This window comes from Corynebacterium sp. HMSC05H05 (genome assembly GCF_001807265.1).
Classification (GTDB): Bacteria; Actinomycetota; Actinomycetes; order Mycobacteriales; family Mycobacteriaceae; genus Corynebacterium.
Genome location: NZ_KV788402.1, coordinates 689 through 19,933, shown reverse-complemented (window position 1 = coordinate 19,933; position 19,245 = coordinate 689). Strand labels below are relative to the sequence as shown.

Genomic DNA, 19,245 nt, shown 5'->3' with positions numbered 1-19,245 from the left:
CGGTGTGTTCGCACCGGCCTTTCGCATTTCGCCTATCGACGACCCAAAGGACCACCACGCACATGGTTTTCAGAAAGCGCAAGATCGCGGCCAAAACGCCGGAAGAGCTCGACGCCATGGAGGCAGCCGGACGCATCGTCGGCACTGCTCTCCAGGAGGTCCGCGCCGCCGCCAGACCTGGCGCGAGCACGCTCGACCTGGACAAGGTGGCCGAGACGGTCATCCGCGACCACGGCGCAACCCCGACGTTCCTGGGCTACCAGGGCTTCACCGGCTCTATCTGCGCGTCGGTGAATGAGGTGGTCGTGCATGGTATTCCGTCGTCAAGCGTTGTGCTCAAAGAAGGCGACCTGGTCTCCATTGACTGCGGCGCCACCCTCGACGGCTGGGTGGGCGACAGTGCGTGGTCCTTCGGCGTCGGCGAACTGGCACCGGAGGTGGACGCCCTCAATCGTGCGACCGAGTGGGTGCTCGCGGAAGGGCTGAAAGCGATGGTGCCGGGCAACAAGCTCACCGACGTCTCGCACGCGCTCGAGCTGGCCACCTTTGCTGCCGAGGAGCGCTTCGGGGTGGAGCTGGGCATTGTGGACGGTTACGGTGGCCACGGCATCGGCCACACGATGCACGAAGAGCCGTACCTGGCCAACGAAGGCAAGCCGAATCGTGGTCCCGTCATCCAGGAGGGATCCGTGCTGGCTATCGAGCCGATGCTGATCCTCGGTGGGGAAGTGGACACCGAGGTGCTGGCGGACGAATGGACGGTGGTGTCGGTGGACCGGGCGCCTGCCGCCCACTGGGAGCACACCGTTGCCGCAACTGCCGGGGGACCGAGAATTCTTACGCCGCGCGTGTAGTTTTCTGGCGCGTTGTAGTGCGTTTCATGACAGGGAGGTTATACTTCCGCCATGTCTTACCGCCCCCGCCACGCAAAGCAGTCGCCGCTGAAGCGACGCGCAACCACGTTCGCCGCCGGCCTCGGCGTCGTTGCCTCCCTGGCAGCACCGGTGTCCGCTCAGGCCGCGCCTGCGCAGAACCCGGTCGCCATGTCCAGCCTGGACTCGCTGTCCAACCAGGCCACCTCCTCCTTCAGCAACCTGGACAAGTCCGCGCGCGATGCAGCATGGAACATCCGCAACGGTCTGCGCCAGCAGGCCGACGGCCTGGCCGCCATCAACCCGGAGCTGCCGGCGAAGGCGAAGCAGCGCATCGACGAGATCCTCGAGACGTTCTTCCCGGGCCTGATCGCCGAGAAGACTCCGAAGCCGAAGCCTGCGCCGAAGCCGGCTCCCGCCCCGAAGCCTGAGCCCGCTCCGGCTCCGGCACCGGCGCAGCAGCAGAACCCGCGCGGCGACTTCAACTACGGCCCGTGCCCGGCCGACGCGAAGGCATGCGTCGACATCGACGGCCGCCGCTCCTGGCTGCAGAACAACGGCGTCATGTACTACCAGTCCGGCCTGATCGGCCCGGGCAAACCGGGTCAGGAGACCCCGCGCGGCACGTTCTACGTCAACCGCAAGGTCAAGGATGAGATCTCCTGGGAGTTCGGCAACGCCCCGATGCCGTTCGCGACCTACTTCACGTACAACGGCATCGCCTTCCACCAGGGTGACCCGAACTACCTGTCCAACGGCTGCGTGCGCATGTACCGCGGCGACGCAGAGCGCTACTTCAACGACCTGCAGATCGGCGACAAGGTCTACGTGTTCTAACTAGGACCCGAATCGAGCCCCGGCTAGCGCTGGGGCTTTTTGCGTTTTCGCAGGTAAATGGCTAATGTAGTCCAGCGGTGTTTGTGCATGCCTGCACGAGCGCCGCATGTAACCGGTAAATACGTCTGCTGCCTGCACTTTCAGGCGGCGTAGGAAGTGGAGTGTATGGCGAAAGAAGGCGCAATCGAGGTTGAGGGCCGCATTGTCGAGCCCCTGAAGAACGCGATGTTCCGGGTCGAACTGGACAACGGGCACGAAGTTCTCGCCCACATCAGTGGCAAGATGCGCCAGCACTACATCCGCATCCTTCCGGAGGACCGCGTCGTGGTGGAACTTTCCCCCTACGACCTGGACCGCGGGCGTATCACGTACCGCTACAAGTAAGCATTTCAGCCTCCTCACCCAGATCTGCCCTGGTGGCGGATCGTGCACCTCTGGCCACGGTGGCTGGAGCCGCGCGTAACCTCAACCCACTCTCCGGCACGGCCCGGACAAAGCGTTGTTTGGCGTGGACGGGTGGGGAGAAAACCACCGTAACAACCCGAAAGGCACGTACCTCATGGCACGTCTAGCTGGTGTTGATCTCCCGCGCAACAAGCGCATGGAGATCGCACTTACCTACATTTACGGCATCGGTGCAACCCGAGCCAAGGAACTGCTCGAGAAGACCGGTATTTCTCCGGACCTGCGCACGGACAATCTGTCCGACGATCAGCTCGCCGCACTGCGCGATGCGATCGAGTCCTCCTACACCGTAGAGGGCGATCTGCGCCGCGAGGTGCAGGCAGATATCCGCCGCAAGATTGAAATCGGCTCCTACCAGGGCATGCGCCACCGTCGTGGCCTGCCCGTCCGCGGCCAGCGCACCAAGACCAACGCGCGCACCCGCAAGGGCCCGAAGAAGACCATCGCAGGAAAGAAGAAGTAACCTATGGCTGCTCAGACTCGTTCCGGCGCGCGTCGCGGACGCCGCGCCGTCAAGAAGAACGTGGCCGCAGGCCACGCGTACATCAAGTCCACCTTCAACAACACCATCGTGTCCATCACGGACCCGCAGGGCAACGTGATCTCCTGGGCATCTTCCGGCCACGTCGGCTTCAAGGGCTCCCGTAAGTCCACGCCGTTCGCCGCGCAGATGGCTGCAGAGAACGCCGCCCGCAAGGCGATGGACCACGGCATGAAGAAGGTCGACGTCTTTGTCAAGGGTCCGGGCTCCGGCCGCGAGACCGCAATCCGTTCTCTCCAGGCCGCCGGCCTGGAGGTGTCTTCGATCTCCGACGTGACGCCGCAGCCGTTCAACGGCTGCCGTCCGCCGAAGCGTCGTCGCGTTTAAGGCTGAAAGGAAAGAGGTAAAGAGACATGGCTCGTTACACCGGCCCTGCTACCCGTAAGTCCCGTCGCCTCCGCGTCGACCTCGTCGGCGGCGACATGTCCTTCGAGCGCCGCCCGTACCCTCCGGGGCAGGCTGGCCGTGCTCGCATCAAGGAGTCCGAGTACCTGCTCCAGCTGCAGGAGAAGCAGAAGGCTCGCTTCACCTACGGCGTAATGGAGAAGCAGTTCCGCCGCTACTACGAAGAGGCGAACCGTCGTCCGGGCAAGACTGGCGACAACCTGCTGATCCTGCTGGAGTCCCGTCTGGACAACGTGATCTACCGCGCTGGTCTGGCTAAGACCCGCCGTCAGGCACGTCAGCTGGTCTCCCACGGCCACTTCACCGTCAACGGCAAGCACATCAACGTGCCGTCCTTCGCGGTGACGCAGTACGACATCATCGATGTCCGCGACAAGTCCCGCAACATGCTGTGGTTCGAAGAGGCTCAGGACGAACTGCTCGACGCCGTCGTTCCGGCCTGGCTGCAGGTCGTTCCGGACACCCTGCGCATTCTCGTGCACCAGCTGCCCGAGCGCGCTCAGATCGACGTCCCGCTGCAGGAGCAGCTCATCGTCGAGCTCTACTCGAAGTAAACTTTCGTTTGCTTCACCCCGCGCACTGCCGACGTGTTCGGCCGGTGCTCGAAAATCTTCCATTTATCCGTTCCTACCGGCTTCAAATAGCGGGAGCCGACAAAGGAGAAGTTCATGCTCATCTCTCAGCGTCCTGAACTGACCGAGGAGTACATCGACACCAACCGCTCGAAGTTCATCATCGAGCCGCTCGAGCCTGGTTTCGGTTACACCTTGGGCAACTCTCTGCGCCGCACGCTGCTGTCGTCCATCCCGGGCGCAGCCGTGACCTCCATCAAGATCGACGGTGTGCTCCACGAGTTCACTACGATCACCGGCGTCAAGGAGAACGTCTCTGAGATCATCCTCAACATCAAGGACATTGTCCTGTCCTCCGACTCCGACGAGCCGGTTGTCATGCAGCTTGCTGTTGAGGGCCCTGGCGACGTCACCGCAGGCGACATCGAGCCGCCGGCTGGTGTGGAGATTCACAACCCGGATCTGCACATCGCGTCGCTGAATGAGCAGGCTCGCCTCGAGATGGAGCTTGTTGTCGAGCGCGGCCGTGGCTACGTCCCGGCCATGCCCAACTCCGGCGGTGAGGCCGGCCGCATCCCGGTCGACCAGATCTACTCGCCGGTCACCCGCGTCGCCTACAAGGTTGAGGCGACCCGTGTTGAGCAGCGCACCGACTTTGACAAGCTGATCATCGATGTGGAGACCAAGAACTCCATGACCGCACGTGACGCCCTCGCGTCGGCCGGTTCCACACTGGTGGAGCTCTTCGGCCTGGCGCGCGAGCTGAACACCGCGGCCGAGGGTATCGAGATCGGCCCGTCGGCGCAGGAGACCGAGTACATCGCCGCGTACTCCACGCCGATCGAGGACCTGAACTTCTCCGTTCGCTCCTACAACTGCCTGAAGCGCCAGGACATCCACACCGTCGGTGAGCTCGCAGAGTGCACCGAGTCTGACCTGCTGGATATCCGCAACTTCGGCCAGAAGTCCATCAACGAGGTCAAGATCAAGCTCGCCAGCCTGGGCCTGACCCTCAAGGACGCTCCGGAAGATTTCGACCCGACCCAGATCGAAGGCTACGACGCCGAGACTGGCGACTACGTCGACACCAGCGCGGACGAGACCGAGTAACACCACAGAGCACGCGCTCAATTAACCGCACACGAGGAGTACGAAAATGCCTACCCCGAAGAAGGGCGCCCGTCTCGGAGGCTCGGCCGGCCACCAGAAGCACATTCTGTCTAACCTGGCCCTGGCCCTGTTCGAGCACGGCGCAATCAAGACGACGGACGCGAAGGCACGCATGCTGCGTCCGTACGCCGAGAAGCTGATCACCAAGGCGAAGAAGGGCACTGTGGCTGACCGCCGCGCCGTGGCCGCTGAGCTGTCGAACAAGGAGGTCGTTGCTTACCTGTTCAACGAGCTCGCACCGAAGTTCGCCAACCGCGAGGGCGGCTACACCCGCTCCATCAAGCTGGAGAACCGTGCCGGCGACAACGCTGCGATGACCCAGATCTCTCTGGTGCTCGAGGAGACCGTGTCTTCCGAGGCAACCCGCGCAGCACGCGCCGCCGCTTCCCGCCAGGCCGAGGAGGCCAAGGCTGAGGAGACCGCCGAGGCTCCGGCTGAGGAGACCGCAGAGGAGAAGTAGTCCAACACTTCCTCCCTTTGCGCCAAGCGCCCGGGTCGCACCGCAACGTCGGTGCGCCCCGGGCGCTTTGCTGTGCGTGCACGTTCCGGCGATAGAATGCCTCACCATGGACGACACGCTGCGCCTGCGCCTGGACATCGCCTACGACGGCACCGACTTCCACGGCTGGGCCCGCCAAAAAGGGGACCTGCGCACTGTCCAGCAGACCATCGAGGATGCGCTCTCGCTCGTTCTGCGCGCCGACGTCGCGCTCACCGTCGCCGGCCGCACCGACGCGGGCGTGCACGCCGCCGGCCAGGTCGCGCACGCGGACATTCCCTCCGAATCGCTCAACCAACGCTCGATTGAGGGGGATCCGGGGCGGCTGGTGCGTCGATTAGCAAAATTGCTCCCTGAAGACGTCCGTGTCTTCGGCGTCGCCCAAGCCCCCGCGGGCTTCGACGCGCGCTTTTCCGCGCTGACGCGCACCTACTGCTACCGGGTGACTACCCACCCCGCAGGTGCCGTGCCCACCCGCGCGCGCGACACCGCCGTGTGGCCGAAACCAGTCGACCTCGACGCGGTGCAAGCCTGCGCCGACGCACTCGTCGGCCTGAATAACTTCGCCGCCTTTTGCCGCCCGAAGGAGCACGGCACCACCATCCGCGAGGTGCACAGCTTCACCTGGCGCGAAATTGAGCCGCACCTGTACGAGGCGCGCATCACCGCCGACGCGTTCTGCTGGAACATGGTCCGCGCGCTCGTGGCCACCTGCCTGACCGTCGGCGAAGGCAGGCGCGCGCCCGAGTGGCCGGAGGAGCTTTTGCTTCTCGACGCCCGCTCGCCCGACGTCCCCCTCGCCCCCGCCCGCGGGCTAACCCTGGTGGGAGTGGAATACCCGGAAGATGCCGACCTGGCGGCGCGAGCCGAAGCGACGAGAGCCACCCGCGAGATGTAGCATGCTTGGGTTACATCAGTACTGGGAGGTGCCATGACCACAGTCGCAGCCGCGTGGTTTGCCGTGGTGTTTTTCACCCTCCCCGGCTTCGTGTTCTCCTGGGTCGCCGGCATGAAAGCCCCGGCCGCAGGCGCGGCTGCCCTGCCGGTGACCTTCGGCCTGTTCGGCGTGACATCCTGGTTCTGGGGGCTGACCAGCGCGCCGTACAACCTGTGGACCTTCGGCGTGAGCATGGTCGTCGCCCTTCTGGCGGCCGCTGCGTGGCGGTACTTGTTCGTGCGCCGGGCGCGCCGGGGTGGGGCCGTGAACTGGCGCCGGGCGCTGTTTCCCGGCGACGTGCGCAGGGAAAGCATCGCGGATCCGTACTGGGTGCTGCCCGCCGTCGGCGTCGGCGTGGGTGCGTTCATGGCAGCCTCGGAGCGGCTGCGCTGGCTGGAGCGGATGCCCAACGGTGTTTTCAACATCGTCCAGGGGTGGGATGTGCAGTGGCACGCCAACCTGGTGCGCTTCATCATGGACGAGGGCATCGCCTCCGCCACCCGCATGGGCGAGCTGCAAAACGTGGAGTCGCAGCTGAAGCTGTTCTACCCGTCCGCCTACCACGCCGGTATCGCCCTGTTCGGCGAAACGGCGGGCCTGGACCCCATCCCGGCGCTGAACATCGCCTCCGCCGTGCTGCCCGCGCTAGCGCTGCCGGCCACACTCGCGTGCCTGGTGTTCGCGTTTTTGCGCTCCACCGGGGTCACGGCGCAGATCGCCGCGGCGCTCGCCGCGATCATGGGGTATGCCGCCCCGCAGCTGTTCTGGATCCCGGATTACGTAGGCATGTGGCCCTACCTGTTCGCCGTGGCACTCACCGGCACCGTGACGTGGCTGCTTGTCACCGTGCCGCGCCGGCGCGCCAGCGCCCTGCCCACGGCGCTCGCCTTCGTGGCGGTGCTGTGCGTGCACCCGTCCGCAGTCACCATCGTGGTGCTCGCCGTGGGCTTCTACTGGCTGACCTCCACCCTGATTCGCCCCGAGCGCACGCGGCTGACGGATACGCTGTGGATCGCACTGCCCGCCATCGCCGGCGTTGTCATGTTCGTTCCGCAGGTGCTCGCTGGCTCCGCCCAAGCGGGCGAGGTGGCCTCCTGGCGGCCCGAGGAAACCCTGGGCGTCGGCGGGGCGTGGGGCACAGCCGCGCGCATGGAAACGCGCCACGTGCTGCAGTTCTTCCCGGCATACGACTCCACCGTGCTGCTCTGGCTCGCCGCCGCAGGCGCCGTGGTGTGTCTGCTGTGGCGCCGCCAGATCTGGCCGGTGCTGTTCTACGCGGTGTCCCTGGCCATTACCGCCAACGCCCTAGTGCCGTTCGGCAACACCTTGGGCCGCCTGCTCGACTACGTGGGCAACCTGCACTACAGCACCGGACACCGCCTGATCATGCCGGTGGTCATGGCTGTCACGGCCTCGGCCGCCATTGCGGTGGCGGCGGGGATTCGCGTGGTCACGGCGGCGCCCGTCGCTAAGCGGTATGCGAAAGGCGAACGCATCAGCGCAACCGCGAGCATTGTCGTCGCCTGCATCGTGGCCTCCGCCGCGATCCCGATGCTCCGCGAGCACACCGACCACGGCGCCGAGCAAACCTACGCCGCTGCCCGCGTCACCGACCGCATGGTTAACGCCGACGACCTCGAAGCCTTCGACTGGCTGGCCACCCAACCCGCCGCCTGGGAAGGCCTGACCGCAGGCGACCCGGCCGACGGCTACTCCTGGATGTACGCCTACAACGGCGTGCCCACGTTGAACCGCCACTACCTGTGGCCCAACGGCGGACGCGGCACCAACGGCGACATCATGTACTGGAACGCCGACTTCATCGGCGAGGGCGAGCACAACCTCGTCGACGAGACGGTGGAGAACTTAAACGTGAAGTTCTTCCTGCTCAGCCCCGGCCCGTTCTGGCACTACCAGTACCCGCCGTACGAGATGCTGCGCGACTTCTGGGTCTCCGAGGGTGTCACACCCGTCTACCGCAAGGGCTCCACGGCGATCTTTGCGGTGAACAGCCAGTTCAGCGAGGCGGAGCTGGAGGAGATGGTCGCCGATGGTAAGGAGCACGGCTCGGACGAGCTGTTTGCGCTCGCGGAGGTGGGCGCGACGCAGTAAGCTTTCCGCCAGGTGTTTTTCTCGGGGGAGGGGAATTTGTCATGGCGAAGCTGTTGCCAACCACGCGTGCCCAGGTATCGGGGCACAAGTTCATGCGCCGTCGCATGGAGCACGGCCTGATATTCGGGGATATCCGCATGATCCACGACCCGTTGGCGTCCAGGCGCCGCGCGACCATCTTCGGCACTGCGGCGGTGGTGATGATCGCGGGCGTGATGGGGTTGTTCGCGTGGATGCGGCCGAATGCGGATCCGGGGGATGCGCCGATTGTGCGCGCCGCTGACGGCACCTTGTACGTGCGCGTGGGCGAGGCGGCGCACCCGGTGACAAACTTGGCGTCGGCGCGCCTGATCGCGGGGCAGGCGGCTGATCCCGCGCGCATTGGCGACGAGAAGCTCGCCGAGTTGCCGCGGGGTGTGCCGGTGGGCATCGTTGCGGCACCCGGCATGTTCGCACCCGAGGACGCGCCCACGGCCAGCTGGTCGGTGTGCGGCGCGGACACGATCACGGTGGTTGCGGGCAAGGCCCCGGAGCCATTGCCTGTCGACGCCGCCGTCCTCGCCGCCGACACCGCCCGCGAGTGGGTGGTTACTGATGAGGGGCGGCGCCTGCTGCCGGAAGCGGACACCCCGGAGGGCCGTGTGATCCGCCGGGCGCTGGGGATCACCCCGGATACGCCTCGGTGGACACCGCCGACGCAGGTCATTTCGGCGCTGGAGGAGCTGCCGCCAGCGGCGCTGCCGGATCCGCTGCCGCAGATCATCGACGCGGACGATACATCCTGGGCGTTGGCGGACGGCCGCATCCAGCCGGTCACCGACACCCAGCGCACTATGCTGCTGGACGCCGGGGCGAAGGCCGCCGTCGCGAGTCGTGAAAGCCTGGCAACCTATCCGGACGCGGAGGAGGAGCTGCGCCTGCCGGGGCAGCGGCCGCGGTGGGTGGAGCCGCACCTGGCGTGCGTGGACCAGGCCCGCGGCGGGGCGACCGTAGACGAGGTACCGGAGGGGATCGAGCTGTCCGGCAGGTCCGTGGCCACCCACTTCTCGGGGCTGGATGGCGGCTCCGTCGGGGTGGATTCGGGCCACGGGTTCCACGTCGTCTCCGCTAACGGGCTGCGCCACCGCGCACCGGATGCGGAAACACTGGCCAACGTGGGCGCGGCGCACGTCGAAGAGGTGCCGTGGGAGATCATCGCCCTGCTGCCGGAGGGCGCGGAACTGACCCGTGACGCGGCGATGACGGCGACGTACTAGGGCCGGCTGCTAGGCACGCCTGGCGCGCAGCGCGACCATCACCGCCGCACACGCGAGCGCCGCGCCGGCGAGCGCGCCGAGCCGGCCCACGGCCGCGTTGGGTTGCGGGTCCACGGGTCTCACCTGTGCGGTCGGGCGGTCCGCCAGCTCGTGCGGCGACAGTTGGGTCAGCACGTCCAGCGGGTCGATGGCGCCGCCGCCGGGTTGGGCGGAGGCGTCGAGAAGCGAGCGCACATGTTCCGGGGTGATGCCGGGGTAGCGCGACTGCAACAGCGCCACCGCGCCGCTGACCACCGGGGCGGCGAAGCTCGTGCCCGCGTACGGGTGCACGCCGTCTTTCACCAGCGTCCCCTCGGCCCACCCGCCCGGGGCGAGCGCCGCCGGCACGTGGCCCGGCGCGGAGAGCGCGGCGGGTAGGGAGTAGTCGGCGATCGTGTGGTCGTCGGCGCGCGCGGCCACCGCCAGTACGGTGGGGAAGCGGGCGGGGAAGACTTCGAAGCCCGGTTCGCAGTCCGGCCCGGCGTTGCCTGCGGCGGTGACGACAACCGCGCCTTGCGCCTCGGCGCGGTGGAGGGCGACGGTGATGCCGGAGGTGTCGATGCGCGCTGCGAACCCGGGCTCCAAGCACGACACGACGGAGATATTCAGCACGCTGGCGCCCTCGTCGAGGGCGTTGTGGATCGCGTCGGTGAGCGTTTGCAGGTTGCCGGCGTCGACCTCGCGGTAGTGCGCCGAAGTCTGGCGGACCGAGATGATCTCCGCTTCCGGGGCGATGCCGAGGGTCCGCCCGGCGATGATCCCGGCGACGGCGGTGCCGTGGTTGTCGCAGTCGTGCAGCGCGTCGGCGGCCACGAAGTCGCGGCCCGGTCGCAGGTGCGTGATCTCGGGGTGTGGCGCGACGCCGGTGTCGATCACCGCCACGCGTACGCCGGCGCCGGTGGCGAATTTCCGCAGCGCCTCGGTTGCGGGTGAAGCAGCGGGCCTGTCGACGAGCGCCGGCACCGCGCACGCCACATCCTGTGCGGCAGCAGGCACCGGTGTGAGACTGAAGGCGAACAGGGCACTTGCGGCGAGTTTGCGCATGTTAGAGCCCCCGGATCATGTCGAACAACCCGGTCAAGTGCACCGCTAGCGGGATCACCGCGATGGTGGCGGCGATCTCTGCCCGCTCGAACCACACGATGGTGGTCGGCTCCACGTCCGGCACGCGCGGCGCCCACGCGACCGTCGCCGCGGCGGCAAGAGCCGCGAGCGCGGCGACGGCGATGCACGCCGCGTGCCCAGTCTGCGCCGCGGCGGCAGAGGCGGCGACCACGGCGGAAAGCGCCACTGCGGTCAGGCACGCCCGCGGCATCGACCAGTGCTGGCGCGAGGCGTAGACCACCAGCGCCGCGGCGACACCCAGGCAGAACGCGAACGTCCACGCCCCGCCGGCCCGCCCCAGCCATAACAGCGCCGGCACGCAGCACACGGCGATCGCCGCCGAGATGGCGGCGGCGATGGTGGACGCGGCGGCGCTGCGGGCGTCCACGTCGTACTGGTAGTCGTCGGAACGGTCAAACTCCTCGCCGGCAGTAGGCACACGCGGCACCGTCAGCCCGGCGGCGCGGGTAGCCGCGCCGGGCGTGGCCATCACTCCGAGCACTCCGGTCAGCACGGTCAGCGCGGGCGGGGCGAGGGGTCCGGGCAGCCACATGCCGGCCGCGCCGGTGCCGGCGAGCACGCAGACCGCGACGGTGAACGCCACCTGCGCCGCTCCGGCTAACCTGAGCGCCACCCCGATCCCGACGGACACCGCCGCCGTGAGCAAACCCGCCAACGCCCCGAGTCCGAGCGAGGTTGCGCCGCCACCACCGGCGACCCACACGCCCGCGGCGAGCCCCGCCAGCAGCGGCACGGCCGCAAACGCCGCGCGCGATCTGCCTATCGACGCCACCGCCAACGCCAGCAGCGCCACCGCAGCAAGCGCGACCGGCCATGGGGCGAACACCCGCGCCAGCAGCAGCACTGCCGCAAGCCCTGAGAACGTCGCCGCCACGTCCAGCCCGCGCACCTGCCGGGCCGCATCGGCCGCCCCGGCCAGGGCGTCGGCCGCGTCGCGCACGACCGGCGGGGGCGTGGGCTCTTGCGGGCGGAGGGAGACGGTCGCGCCGTCGTGAAGCTTGAGCGCGTACAGCGGCGTGTGCATATCCAGCACCGCCCCGCCCGCGGTGGTGGCTTGCCACGGGCGGTGAACCTCCGGCAGCTCCACCAGGCGCGCGAGCTCCGGCAGCACCTCCGAAAGCGTCGACGACGTCGGCAGCGTGACGTCGATGTCGCGGTGGAACGTGACAACCGAAATGCGGACAGTGACGCGCACGATGTGGTGCGCAGACGTTGCAACCAACTTCAAAACCCCCGAACAATCAGGCGCGGCCCCCATTCGCCGCGCGACGGGAAACAGTATGGCTTACAATCCACAGCGCGTCCACAGTTCGGGGGAACTGTGAGAAAACACGAGGGGGGAAATCCACGATGCTTGGCCTCGACTACGACCAAGTGCTCGCACCAACAACCGGCACCAACGATGCGGCGATCGACGTCGCGCCGCCGCCGACCGGCAGCTTGCGCGCCGAGCCCGTGCCCGCGGCGCAGAAACCGCAGTCGCCGCCGGTGATAAAGATCCTGCTGCCGGTGGTGATGGTGGTGGCAGTCGGCGCGGTGATGGTGCTCATGGCCACCTCGGGCCGCGCCGTGAGCCCCATGATGCTGATCTTCCCGTTGATGATGCTTTTCGGGCTGGCCGGCATGTTCAACCCGCAGGAAAAGCAGGGCGACATCGACGAGACCCGCCGCGTCTACCTCCGCCACCTCGACGCGCTGGCGGTCAAGGCGCGCGCAAACGCCGCGATGCAGCGCACGCACGCCGCCGCGCTGCACCCCGCGCCGGGCGAGCTGGTGGCCGCGGTGCCGGTGGAGCGCGTCTGGGAGCGCACAGGTGCCCCGACGGTGCGCCTAGGCACCGGCGCGGGCGCGCTATGCACACCGGTTGACGTGGACGATCCGGGCAGCCCCGAGGACCTGGACCCGGTGTGCGCGGTGAGCCTGCGCCGCGCTGTCGCGGCGGTGAGCACGGTGCCGGGGATGCCGATGCTGGTGCAGCTCGACGCGTTTCCCGCCATCACGCTCGCAGGTACTACGGCGGCCGATGTGGCGCGCTCGATCGTGTGCCAGCTGGCGTTCTTCTACGGCCCGGAAAAGGTGCGCATCGACGCGCCGTTCGCCTGGGCGAAGTGGCTGCCGCACACGCGCTCCGAGGGAGCGTTTCGCATTGCGCTTATTGACGCCAAAGGCTCCCCCGCACCCACCGACGCCGACCTGGTGGTGACCATCCACGACGACCCGGACTTCTTCGTCGACCCGGACGCGTTCCACCTGATCTGCACCGACGCGCTGCAGGCGGTCACGGCCCAGGGGGTGGAGCAGCTTGGCGTGCCGGATGAGTTCACGGAGGCGGAGGCGGAGTTCGTCGCTAGGCACTTAGGCTTCTACCGCCGCCCCGATGGCGCGGTGGAGGCCGGCGGGGACTTTCTGTCCATGCTGGGCGTGCCGGACATCGACGCCCTGGATGCACACACGATGTGGCCGGGGGTGCGCAACAAGCTCACCGTGCCAATCGGCGCGACCCCCGACGGCCAACCGGTGTACCTGGATTTGAAGGAGGCGGCGCTCGGCGGGATGGGCCCGCACGGGCTGTGCATCGGGGCGACCGGGTCCGGCAAGTCGGAGCTGCTGCGGACCCTGGTGGTGGCGCTGGCGGCAACGCACTCGCCGGACGAGCTGAACTTCGTGCTCGTGGACTTCAAAGGCGGCGCGACGTTTTTGGGTTGCGATTCGCTGCCGCACACCGCCGCGGTGATCACCAACTTGGAGGACGAGGCGGTGCTGGTGGAGCGCATGTTCGACGCAATTTCCGGCGAGATGCACCGCCGCCAAGAGCTGCTGCGGGCCGCCGGCAATTTCGCCAACATCACGGACTACACCAAGGCGGGCAACACGTTGCCGTCGCTGGTCATCGTGGTCGACGAGTTCACCGAGCTGCTCACCCAGCACCCGCACTTCGCGGACCTGTTCGTGGCGGTGGGCAGGCTCGGCCGCTCCCTCGGCGTGCACCTGCTGCTCGCCTCGCAGCGGCTGGAGGAGGGCAAGCTGCGCGGACTGGATTCGCACCTGTCCTACCGCATCGGCTTGAAAACGTTCTCCGCCGGCGAGTCCCGCCAAGTCCTCGGCATGCCGGACGCCTACGAGCTGCCCGGCGAGCCCGGCTCCGGCTACCTCAAAGCCGGCATGGACCTGACCCGATTCCGGGCGGCGTACGTCTCCGGCCCGCTGACCCGAACCGTGGTGGAGCACCCCGGCGAGCAGCACGTGCGGCTGTTCACCGGCGACGAGATCGAGCGCACACCCACCGCGTACGTCGAGGAAGACCGCTCCACCACGCTGCTGGACGCGGTGGTGGCCAAGGCTGCGCAGGTCGCCGAGGTCCGCGGCATGCGCGCGCACCAGGTGTGGCTGCCGCCGCTGCCAGCACGTATCCCGCTGCCGCAGCTGGCGCAGACGGACGGGGCGCTCGGGCTTATCGACGAGCCGTTCAAGCAACGCCAAACCCCCTTCCACCTGAACCTGGATACTGCCGGCGGGCACGTCGCCATTGCGGGCGGGCCGCAGACGGGCAAGACGATGGCGGTGCGAAGCATCGTCGCCACGCAAATCCGCGCGGGGCTTGCCGTCTACATCATCGGCGACCTGCCGGAGCTGGAGGCGCTGCCGCACGTCGCCGGCGTGGCCAGCATGAAAGACGCCGAGCGCACCCGCCGCGTCATCGACGAAGTCACCGGGTTCCTGGACCACCCGCGGCCGGTGATGCTGGTCGTCGACGGCTGGCACGCCCTCGACGAGGACCTGCGCGAACCGCTCGCCCGCATCGCCTCCGAAGGCCCCGACGCCGGCATCCACCTCGTGGTGACCACCCAGCGTTGGAGCGCGATCCGCCCGAACGTGCGCGACCTCATCGGTACCCGCCTCGAGCTGCGGCTGACTGAACCGATGGACTCGCTGATCAACCGCAAACACCAGGAAAAACTGCCCGCCACGCCCGGCCGCGGCCTGACCCCGGACGGCAAAACCGTGCAGCTCGCCTTCACCAGCGGCGAGGACATTGCCCACCTCGCCACCACCGACCAAGCACCGGTGGAAAAGTTGCGGGTGCTCCCGGAGGCCGTGGCTACGCACTCGCTTCTCGACGGCCAAAGGATCCCCCTCGGCATCGGCGGGCCAAACCTCGAACCCGTGTACTCGTCCGAGCACGTGCTCGTGATCGGCGCCGGCGGCTGCGGCAAATCCACCTTCATCGCCAGCGCCATCACCGCGGTGGAGCACATGGGGCGCGAGGCCGCCCGCATGGTGGTGCTCGACCCGAGGCGCGCGCACCTGGGCCGGGCCAGCGAGGACATGGTCGCCGCCTACGCCGCCTCCACCAGCGCGATCACACAGGCCGCGAAATCGCTCGCCGTGACTTTGACCGAGCGCCTGCCCGGCAGTGATGTGACACCCGAGCAGCTGCGCGAGCGTTCCTGGTGGACCGGGCCCGAGCTGTACCTGATTATCGACGACTACGAACTCGTCGGCGAAGAACCCTTACGCCCAATCGCGGAACTTTTGCCGCACGCGGCCGATATCGGCCTGCACGTCGTGGCCGCCCGCAAGTTCGGCGGCGTCTCGCGCGCGATGTTCGGGCCGTTCCTCACCGCCGTAAAAGACCTGCACCCCGACGTGCTGCTCATGGACGGCACCCGCGACGAAGGCGCCATCTTCGGCGTGCGACCCACCCCGCAACAACCCGGCCGCGCCACCTGGATCCACGGCGAAGCGCGCGGCACCGTCCAACTCCCGGAGGCACCATGACCGAGCTGCGCATCACCGCCACCGACGCATCCACCGTGATCACCGGCGCGGCCAACATCCACCGCTTCGACGCACCCACCAGCCGCGAAATCGCCGGCACCGTCCGCAGCGTGTTAGGCCCCGACCCGCACGGCGCGCCGGTGCACATCGCCGCCGACCCGCAACGCCTGCGCGAACTCACCCACGCGCTCGCCGACTACGACATCGACCTGACCACCGAACCCCTCCAACCCGCCCCGCACACGCCCGACGACGCACCCGAAACCTTCCACCGGCCACCACCCGAGCAGGAATCGCGCTCCGGCACCTGGATCATCGCCGCCGTCGTCGCCGCAGTCGCCCTCGCCTGCGCCGCCGTGATCTGGGGCTTAACCAGCGGGGGAGCGCAGTCGCAGGCTCCTGCGCAGGAGGAAACGGAGCAGTCACAACCACCGTCACCGCCGCAGGTTGCCCAGTCGCCGTCTCCTGAGCAGCAGGAGGAACGGGCGGAGCAAACGTCGATAAGCATTGAGCGCGAGGGTCTCACCGTCCAACTCCCCGCGGGCTTCACCCTCGAAGCCGACGACGACATGTGGCGCGCCACAGGCGACGACCCCAACTTCCGGCTGCAAATCGCCGTCGAGCACCTCTACCAACTTCCGTCGCGCAGCATGGCCGAACAACTGCTCGCAGACATCGAAGCCGACCCGGAAGTCGAACTCGTCGACACCGACGGCGTTTTTGTGTCCTACCTCGAGCGCGCCGCCGACAGCTCGCAATCACTCTGGAAAACCTGGCCCAACGGGACGGTGCAGCTGTTCGTGGGCTGCCACACGCGCGCCGAACCCACCGTCGTGCAACGCGCCACCTGCCGCATGGCCATGGAAACCGCTGAATATAAGGGGGCTGACGTGGGGCCGTAAAAAAGTTTTGAAAACGATGGAACCGGAAGGGCCAAACGTCAGTCAGATATACGGACAGCACAGAAGTTGTCCGGCCCAACACACAACGAGGGGGAAAGAAACCATGGAGCAGTTCGCAACCGAAGCCGAGGTCATGCGCGCCGCTGCAGACCGCACCGACGACACCAACGCCGACGTCAACCGCGAAATCGACCGCGTCCAGCAAGTCGCCGAAGCCACCCGCGGCTACTGGGTGGGCAACGCGCAGCGCAGCTTCGACGACTTGATGCTGCGTTACGACGATGCCCAAAGGCGCCTCTCCGAGGCCCTGAGCGCAATCGCCGTGAACATCCGCGACAACGCCAAGAACTACGAAACCACCGACGCCACCAACACCGACAGCCTCCGCCAGATCGCCGGCGGACTCGCACTGTAAAGGGGAAACAATGCAGATCAAGTACGACTTCGCGCAGATCGCCGGCGCCGCAGAGGACATGCGCGCCTCCGCCTCCCGCATCAACGGCGACCTGGCCGAACTCAAGCAGATGCTCCAGCCCATGGCCCAGACCTGGGAAGGCACCGCAGCCGCGGCCTACCAGGCGCACCAGGCCAAGTGGGACCAGGCGGCAGCGGATCTCAACCAGATCCTCAACCAGATCGCCAACACCGTTGAAGACGGCAACACCACCATGCTCGCCGTCAACAACGCAGCCGCGAACAGCTGGGGCTAAACAAGACTTGCGTCGCGGGCCGTGAGCGGGCCGTTTTCATCGGGGGACGGGCACGGCTTGCAAGCGGCCCGCGGCGCAACCACTCGGGGGATACGGGGGACGTGCCGCCGCAGGTGATGGGGGAATCACCTGCGGCGGCACTTTTTTGTTTTCCGGCAGGTGTGCCGTAGGGTGTTATCCCTGTGTGTCCCGCCGGATGCGCTTTTCGGGTCTCCACCGGCCGCCGTCAAGCGCAAAGGGGCAGGCGAAGTATTTGGCCGGCAGCCATCTAGACAGACTTTAAGGAGTCATGCATGTCTACTTACCACCCGAAGAGCGGTGACATCACCCGTAAGTGGTACGTCATCGACGCAACCGACGTGGTGCTGGGCAAGCTTGCTTCCACCGTCGCAGACATCCTGCGCGGTAAGCACAAGCCGCAGTACGCACCGAACGTCGACACCGGCGACCACGTCATCGTGATCAACGCCGACAAGATCCACATCTCCTCCAACAAGCGCGAGCGCGAGATGCGTTACCGCCACTCCGGCTACCCGGGTGGTCTGAAGTCCATGACCCTGGGCCGCGCGCTGGACGAGCGTCCGGATCGCGTGATCGAGGAAGCTGTCAAGGGCATGATGCCGCACAACAAGCTTTCCCGTCAGTCCATCAAGAAGCTGCACGTCTTCGTCGGTGCCGAGCACCCGTACGCTGGCCAGCAGCCGGAAACCTACGAGTTTAAGCAGGTGGCACAGTAATGACCGAGCCGAACAACTTCGAAAACACCGCCGCTGAGAACCTGGGCACCGACGTCGACGCCGCAACCGCCGCGACCGAGGAGTTCAACTACACCATCGGCGACGCCATCGCCCCCGAGGCTGAGGCAACCGAGGAGACCGTTGAGGTCGCTCCGCTGCACGAGGGTCCGATCCAGACCGTTGGCCGCCGTAAGCGCGCCATCGCTCGCGTGACCGTCGTCGAGGGCGAAGGCAAGATCACCGTCAACGGCCGCGAGTTCGAGGACTACTTCCCGAACAAGCTGCACCAGCAGGACATCCTCACCCCGCTGACCCTGCTCGAGCGCGAGGGCCAGTTCGACATCAAGGCCAACATCTCCGGTGGCGGCCCGACCGGCCAGTCCGGTGCTCTGCGCCTGGCTATCGCCCGTGCACTGAACGTCTACAACCCGGCTGAGCGCACCACCCTGAAGAAGGCTGGCCTGCTCACCCGTGACGCCCGTGCCGTGGAGCGCAAGAAGGCAGGTCTGCACAAGGCCCGTCGCGCACCGCAGTACTCCAAGCGTTAATCGCTTTTTGCGCGCGTTATACGCCGTTGTCCGTTTTGGACGGCGGCGTTTCGCGTTGTCAGGGCAGGGTTTGTCGCGTAGGGGTGGGTGCTGCGGGTGTCAGGGTCCTGTGCTTCGGGGTCCGAAGAGTTGGTCGAGTGCTCCGCGGTCGGTGTTTCTCAAGTGGTATCCCCGCGGTGAGACCCACCAGGGCGCGCCTCTGATCATCGCGATGCGGCCGCGTTTGTTGCGCCAGGGGTCGTCGTCGTTGATGCGGTTGTGGTACGTACACAGCGGCACCAGGTTGTTCATGTTGGTGTAGCCGCCGTGCTTCCACGCATCCACATGGTGAATCTCGGCACCATACGCCCCGTGCCTGCAGCCTGGGAAGGCGCACACGGGTGAGACCATGCATGCCATATCGCGCTGCTTCTGGTTGGCGAAACGCTCGGTGTCGTACAGGTTCACCGCCCCTTCCTCCGGATGGAACGCGGCAACCTCCAAGGCCTCGCCGAACTCTTGCTGAAGGTATTCTGCCCCGGTCATCATGGTGCCGTCAGTCAAGGTGAGGATGACGTCGTCGCCGTCGCCGGCCATGATGCGGGCGTGCTCGGAAATCGGCACCATCACGATCGGCCTGGGGGCTGCGGCAACCACCCCGCCGGTTTTGCCTTCGACGATGCGCCAGAACGCCTCTTCCATCTGCGGTGCCGCGGGCTGTGCGGCGTCGATGTCTTGCCGCAGGCGGTGTTCGAGGTCT

At 67.2% G+C, this 19,245-nt stretch carries 20 protein-coding genes; 17 read left to right on the top strand and 3 right to left on the bottom strand.

The window, feature by feature from the left end:
• Positions 1-62: 62 nt before the first annotated feature.
• From map to eccB, 11 genes are all read left to right on the top strand, one after another.
• A complete protein-coding gene (gene map, locus HMPREF3151_RS07730) occupies positions 63-854 on the top strand; it encodes a type I methionyl aminopeptidase (protein ID WP_070474970.1) in 792 nt (263 codons plus the stop codon).
• 51 nt (positions 855-905) lie between these two features.
• On the top strand, positions 906-1,709 hold the full coding sequence (locus tag HMPREF3151_RS07725; RefSeq protein WP_070474969.1) for a L,D-transpeptidase: 804 nt from the start codon (positions 906-908) through the stop codon (positions 1,707-1,709).
• Between the two features lie 165 nt (positions 1,710-1,874).
• Positions 1,875-2,093, top strand: a complete 219-nt coding sequence (gene infA / locus HMPREF3151_RS07720) for a translation initiation factor IF-1 (protein WP_019193979.1) — start codon at positions 1,875-1,877, stop codon at positions 2,091-2,093.
• Between the two features lie 175 nt (positions 2,094-2,268).
• Complete coding sequence (rpsM, locus tag HMPREF3151_RS07715) at positions 2,269-2,637, top strand: 30S ribosomal protein S13 (protein WP_034997293.1); 369 nt, start codon at positions 2,269-2,271, stop codon at positions 2,635-2,637.
• Between the two features lie 3 nt (positions 2,638-2,640).
• Positions 2,641-3,042, top strand: coding sequence for a 30S ribosomal protein S11 (gene rpsK / locus HMPREF3151_RS07710; protein WP_063937554.1), 402 nt, complete (start codon positions 2,641-2,643; stop codon positions 3,040-3,042).
• A 26-nt stretch (positions 3,043-3,068) separates the two neighbouring features.
• Positions 3,069-3,674 (top strand): 30S ribosomal protein S4, encoded by a 606-nt coding sequence (rpsD, locus tag HMPREF3151_RS07705; RefSeq protein ID WP_070474968.1) that lies wholly within the window; start codon positions 3,069-3,071, stop codon positions 3,672-3,674.
• A 114-nt stretch (positions 3,675-3,788) separates the two neighbouring features.
• Positions 3,789-4,802, top strand: coding sequence for a DNA-directed RNA polymerase subunit alpha (locus tag HMPREF3151_RS07700; RefSeq protein WP_034997298.1), 1,014 nt, complete (start codon positions 3,789-3,791; stop codon positions 4,800-4,802).
• A 46-nt stretch (positions 4,803-4,848) separates the two neighbouring features.
• Positions 4,849-5,322, top strand: coding sequence for a 50S ribosomal protein L17 (gene rplQ / locus HMPREF3151_RS07695; RefSeq protein WP_070474967.1), 474 nt, complete (start codon positions 4,849-4,851; stop codon positions 5,320-5,322).
• Positions 5,323-5,428: 106 nt separating this feature from the next.
• The gene (gene truA / locus HMPREF3151_RS07690) at positions 5,429-6,259 is read left to right on the top strand and encodes a tRNA pseudouridine(38-40) synthase TruA (RefSeq protein ID WP_070474966.1); all 831 of its coding nucleotides are present in this window, start codon (positions 5,429-5,431) and stop codon (positions 6,257-6,259) included.
• 33 nt (positions 6,260-6,292) lie between these two features.
• On the top strand, positions 6,293-8,410 hold the full coding sequence (locus tag HMPREF3151_RS07685; protein WP_070474965.1) for a DUF6541 family protein: 2,118 nt from the start codon (positions 6,293-6,295) through the stop codon (positions 8,408-8,410).
• 41 nt (positions 8,411-8,451) lie between these two features.
• Entirely contained in the window at positions 8,452-9,666 is a 1,215-nt protein-coding gene (gene eccB, locus HMPREF3151_RS07680) for a type VII secretion protein EccB (RefSeq protein ID WP_070474964.1), read from the top strand.
• A 9-nt stretch (positions 9,667-9,675) separates the two neighbouring features.
• Here the strand turns inward: eccB and HMPREF3151_RS07675 are convergent, their stop codons facing one another.
• Together HMPREF3151_RS07675 and eccD are read right to left on the bottom strand one after the other, a co-directional pair.
• Positions 9,676-10,701, bottom strand: coding sequence for a S8 family serine peptidase (locus HMPREF3151_RS07675; RefSeq protein WP_168160619.1), 1,026 nt, complete (start codon positions 10,699-10,701; stop codon positions 9,676-9,678).
• A gap of 49 nt (positions 10,702-10,750) precedes the next feature.
• On the bottom strand, positions 10,751-12,052 hold the full coding sequence (eccD, locus tag HMPREF3151_RS07670) for a type VII secretion integral membrane protein EccD (RefSeq protein WP_168160618.1): 1,302 nt from the start codon (positions 12,050-12,052) through the stop codon (positions 10,751-10,753).
• Between the two features lie 128 nt (positions 12,053-12,180).
• On the opposite strand from eccD, the gene eccCb reads away from it, so the two are divergent.
• The 6 genes from eccCb to rpsI all read left to right on the top strand — a co-directional run bounded on the left by eccCb (position 12,181) and on the right by rpsI (position 18,506).
• Complete coding sequence (gene eccCb / locus HMPREF3151_RS07665) at positions 12,181-15,609, top strand: type VII secretion protein EccCb (RefSeq protein ID WP_070474961.1); 3,429 nt, start codon at positions 12,181-12,183, stop codon at positions 15,607-15,609.
• Positions 15,606-16,511: a type VII secretion-associated protein gene (locus HMPREF3151_RS07660; RefSeq protein ID WP_070474960.1), complete on the top strand. Its 906-nt coding sequence runs from the start codon at positions 15,606-15,608 to the stop codon at positions 16,509-16,511. The genes eccCb and HMPREF3151_RS07660 overlap by 4 nt, the downstream gene beginning before the upstream one ends.
• Positions 16,512-16,614: 103 nt before the next feature.
• Complete coding sequence (locus HMPREF3151_RS07655) at positions 16,615-16,926, top strand: WXG100 family type VII secretion target (RefSeq protein ID WP_034997307.1); 312 nt, start codon at positions 16,615-16,617, stop codon at positions 16,924-16,926.
• Positions 16,927-16,936: 10 nt separating this feature from the next.
• On the top strand, positions 16,937-17,221 hold the full coding sequence (locus HMPREF3151_RS07650) for a WXG100 family type VII secretion target (protein WP_070474959.1): 285 nt from the start codon (positions 16,937-16,939) through the stop codon (positions 17,219-17,221).
• 293 nt (positions 17,222-17,514) lie between these two features.
• Positions 17,515-17,958: a 50S ribosomal protein L13 gene (gene rplM / locus HMPREF3151_RS07645; protein WP_034997310.1), complete on the top strand. Its 444-nt coding sequence runs from the start codon at positions 17,515-17,517 to the stop codon at positions 17,956-17,958.
• Positions 17,958-18,506 (top strand): 30S ribosomal protein S9, encoded by a 549-nt coding sequence (rpsI, locus tag HMPREF3151_RS07640; RefSeq protein ID WP_070474958.1) that lies wholly within the window; start codon positions 17,958-17,960, stop codon positions 18,504-18,506. Before rplM ends, rpsI begins: the two co-directional genes overlap by 1 nt.
• 99 nt (positions 18,507-18,605) lie before the next feature.
• Here the strand turns inward: rpsI and HMPREF3151_RS07635 are convergent.
• The coding region (locus HMPREF3151_RS07635; RefSeq protein WP_168160617.1) for an HNH endonuclease signature motif containing protein at positions 18,606-19,245 on the bottom strand (640 nt) is incomplete at its 5' end.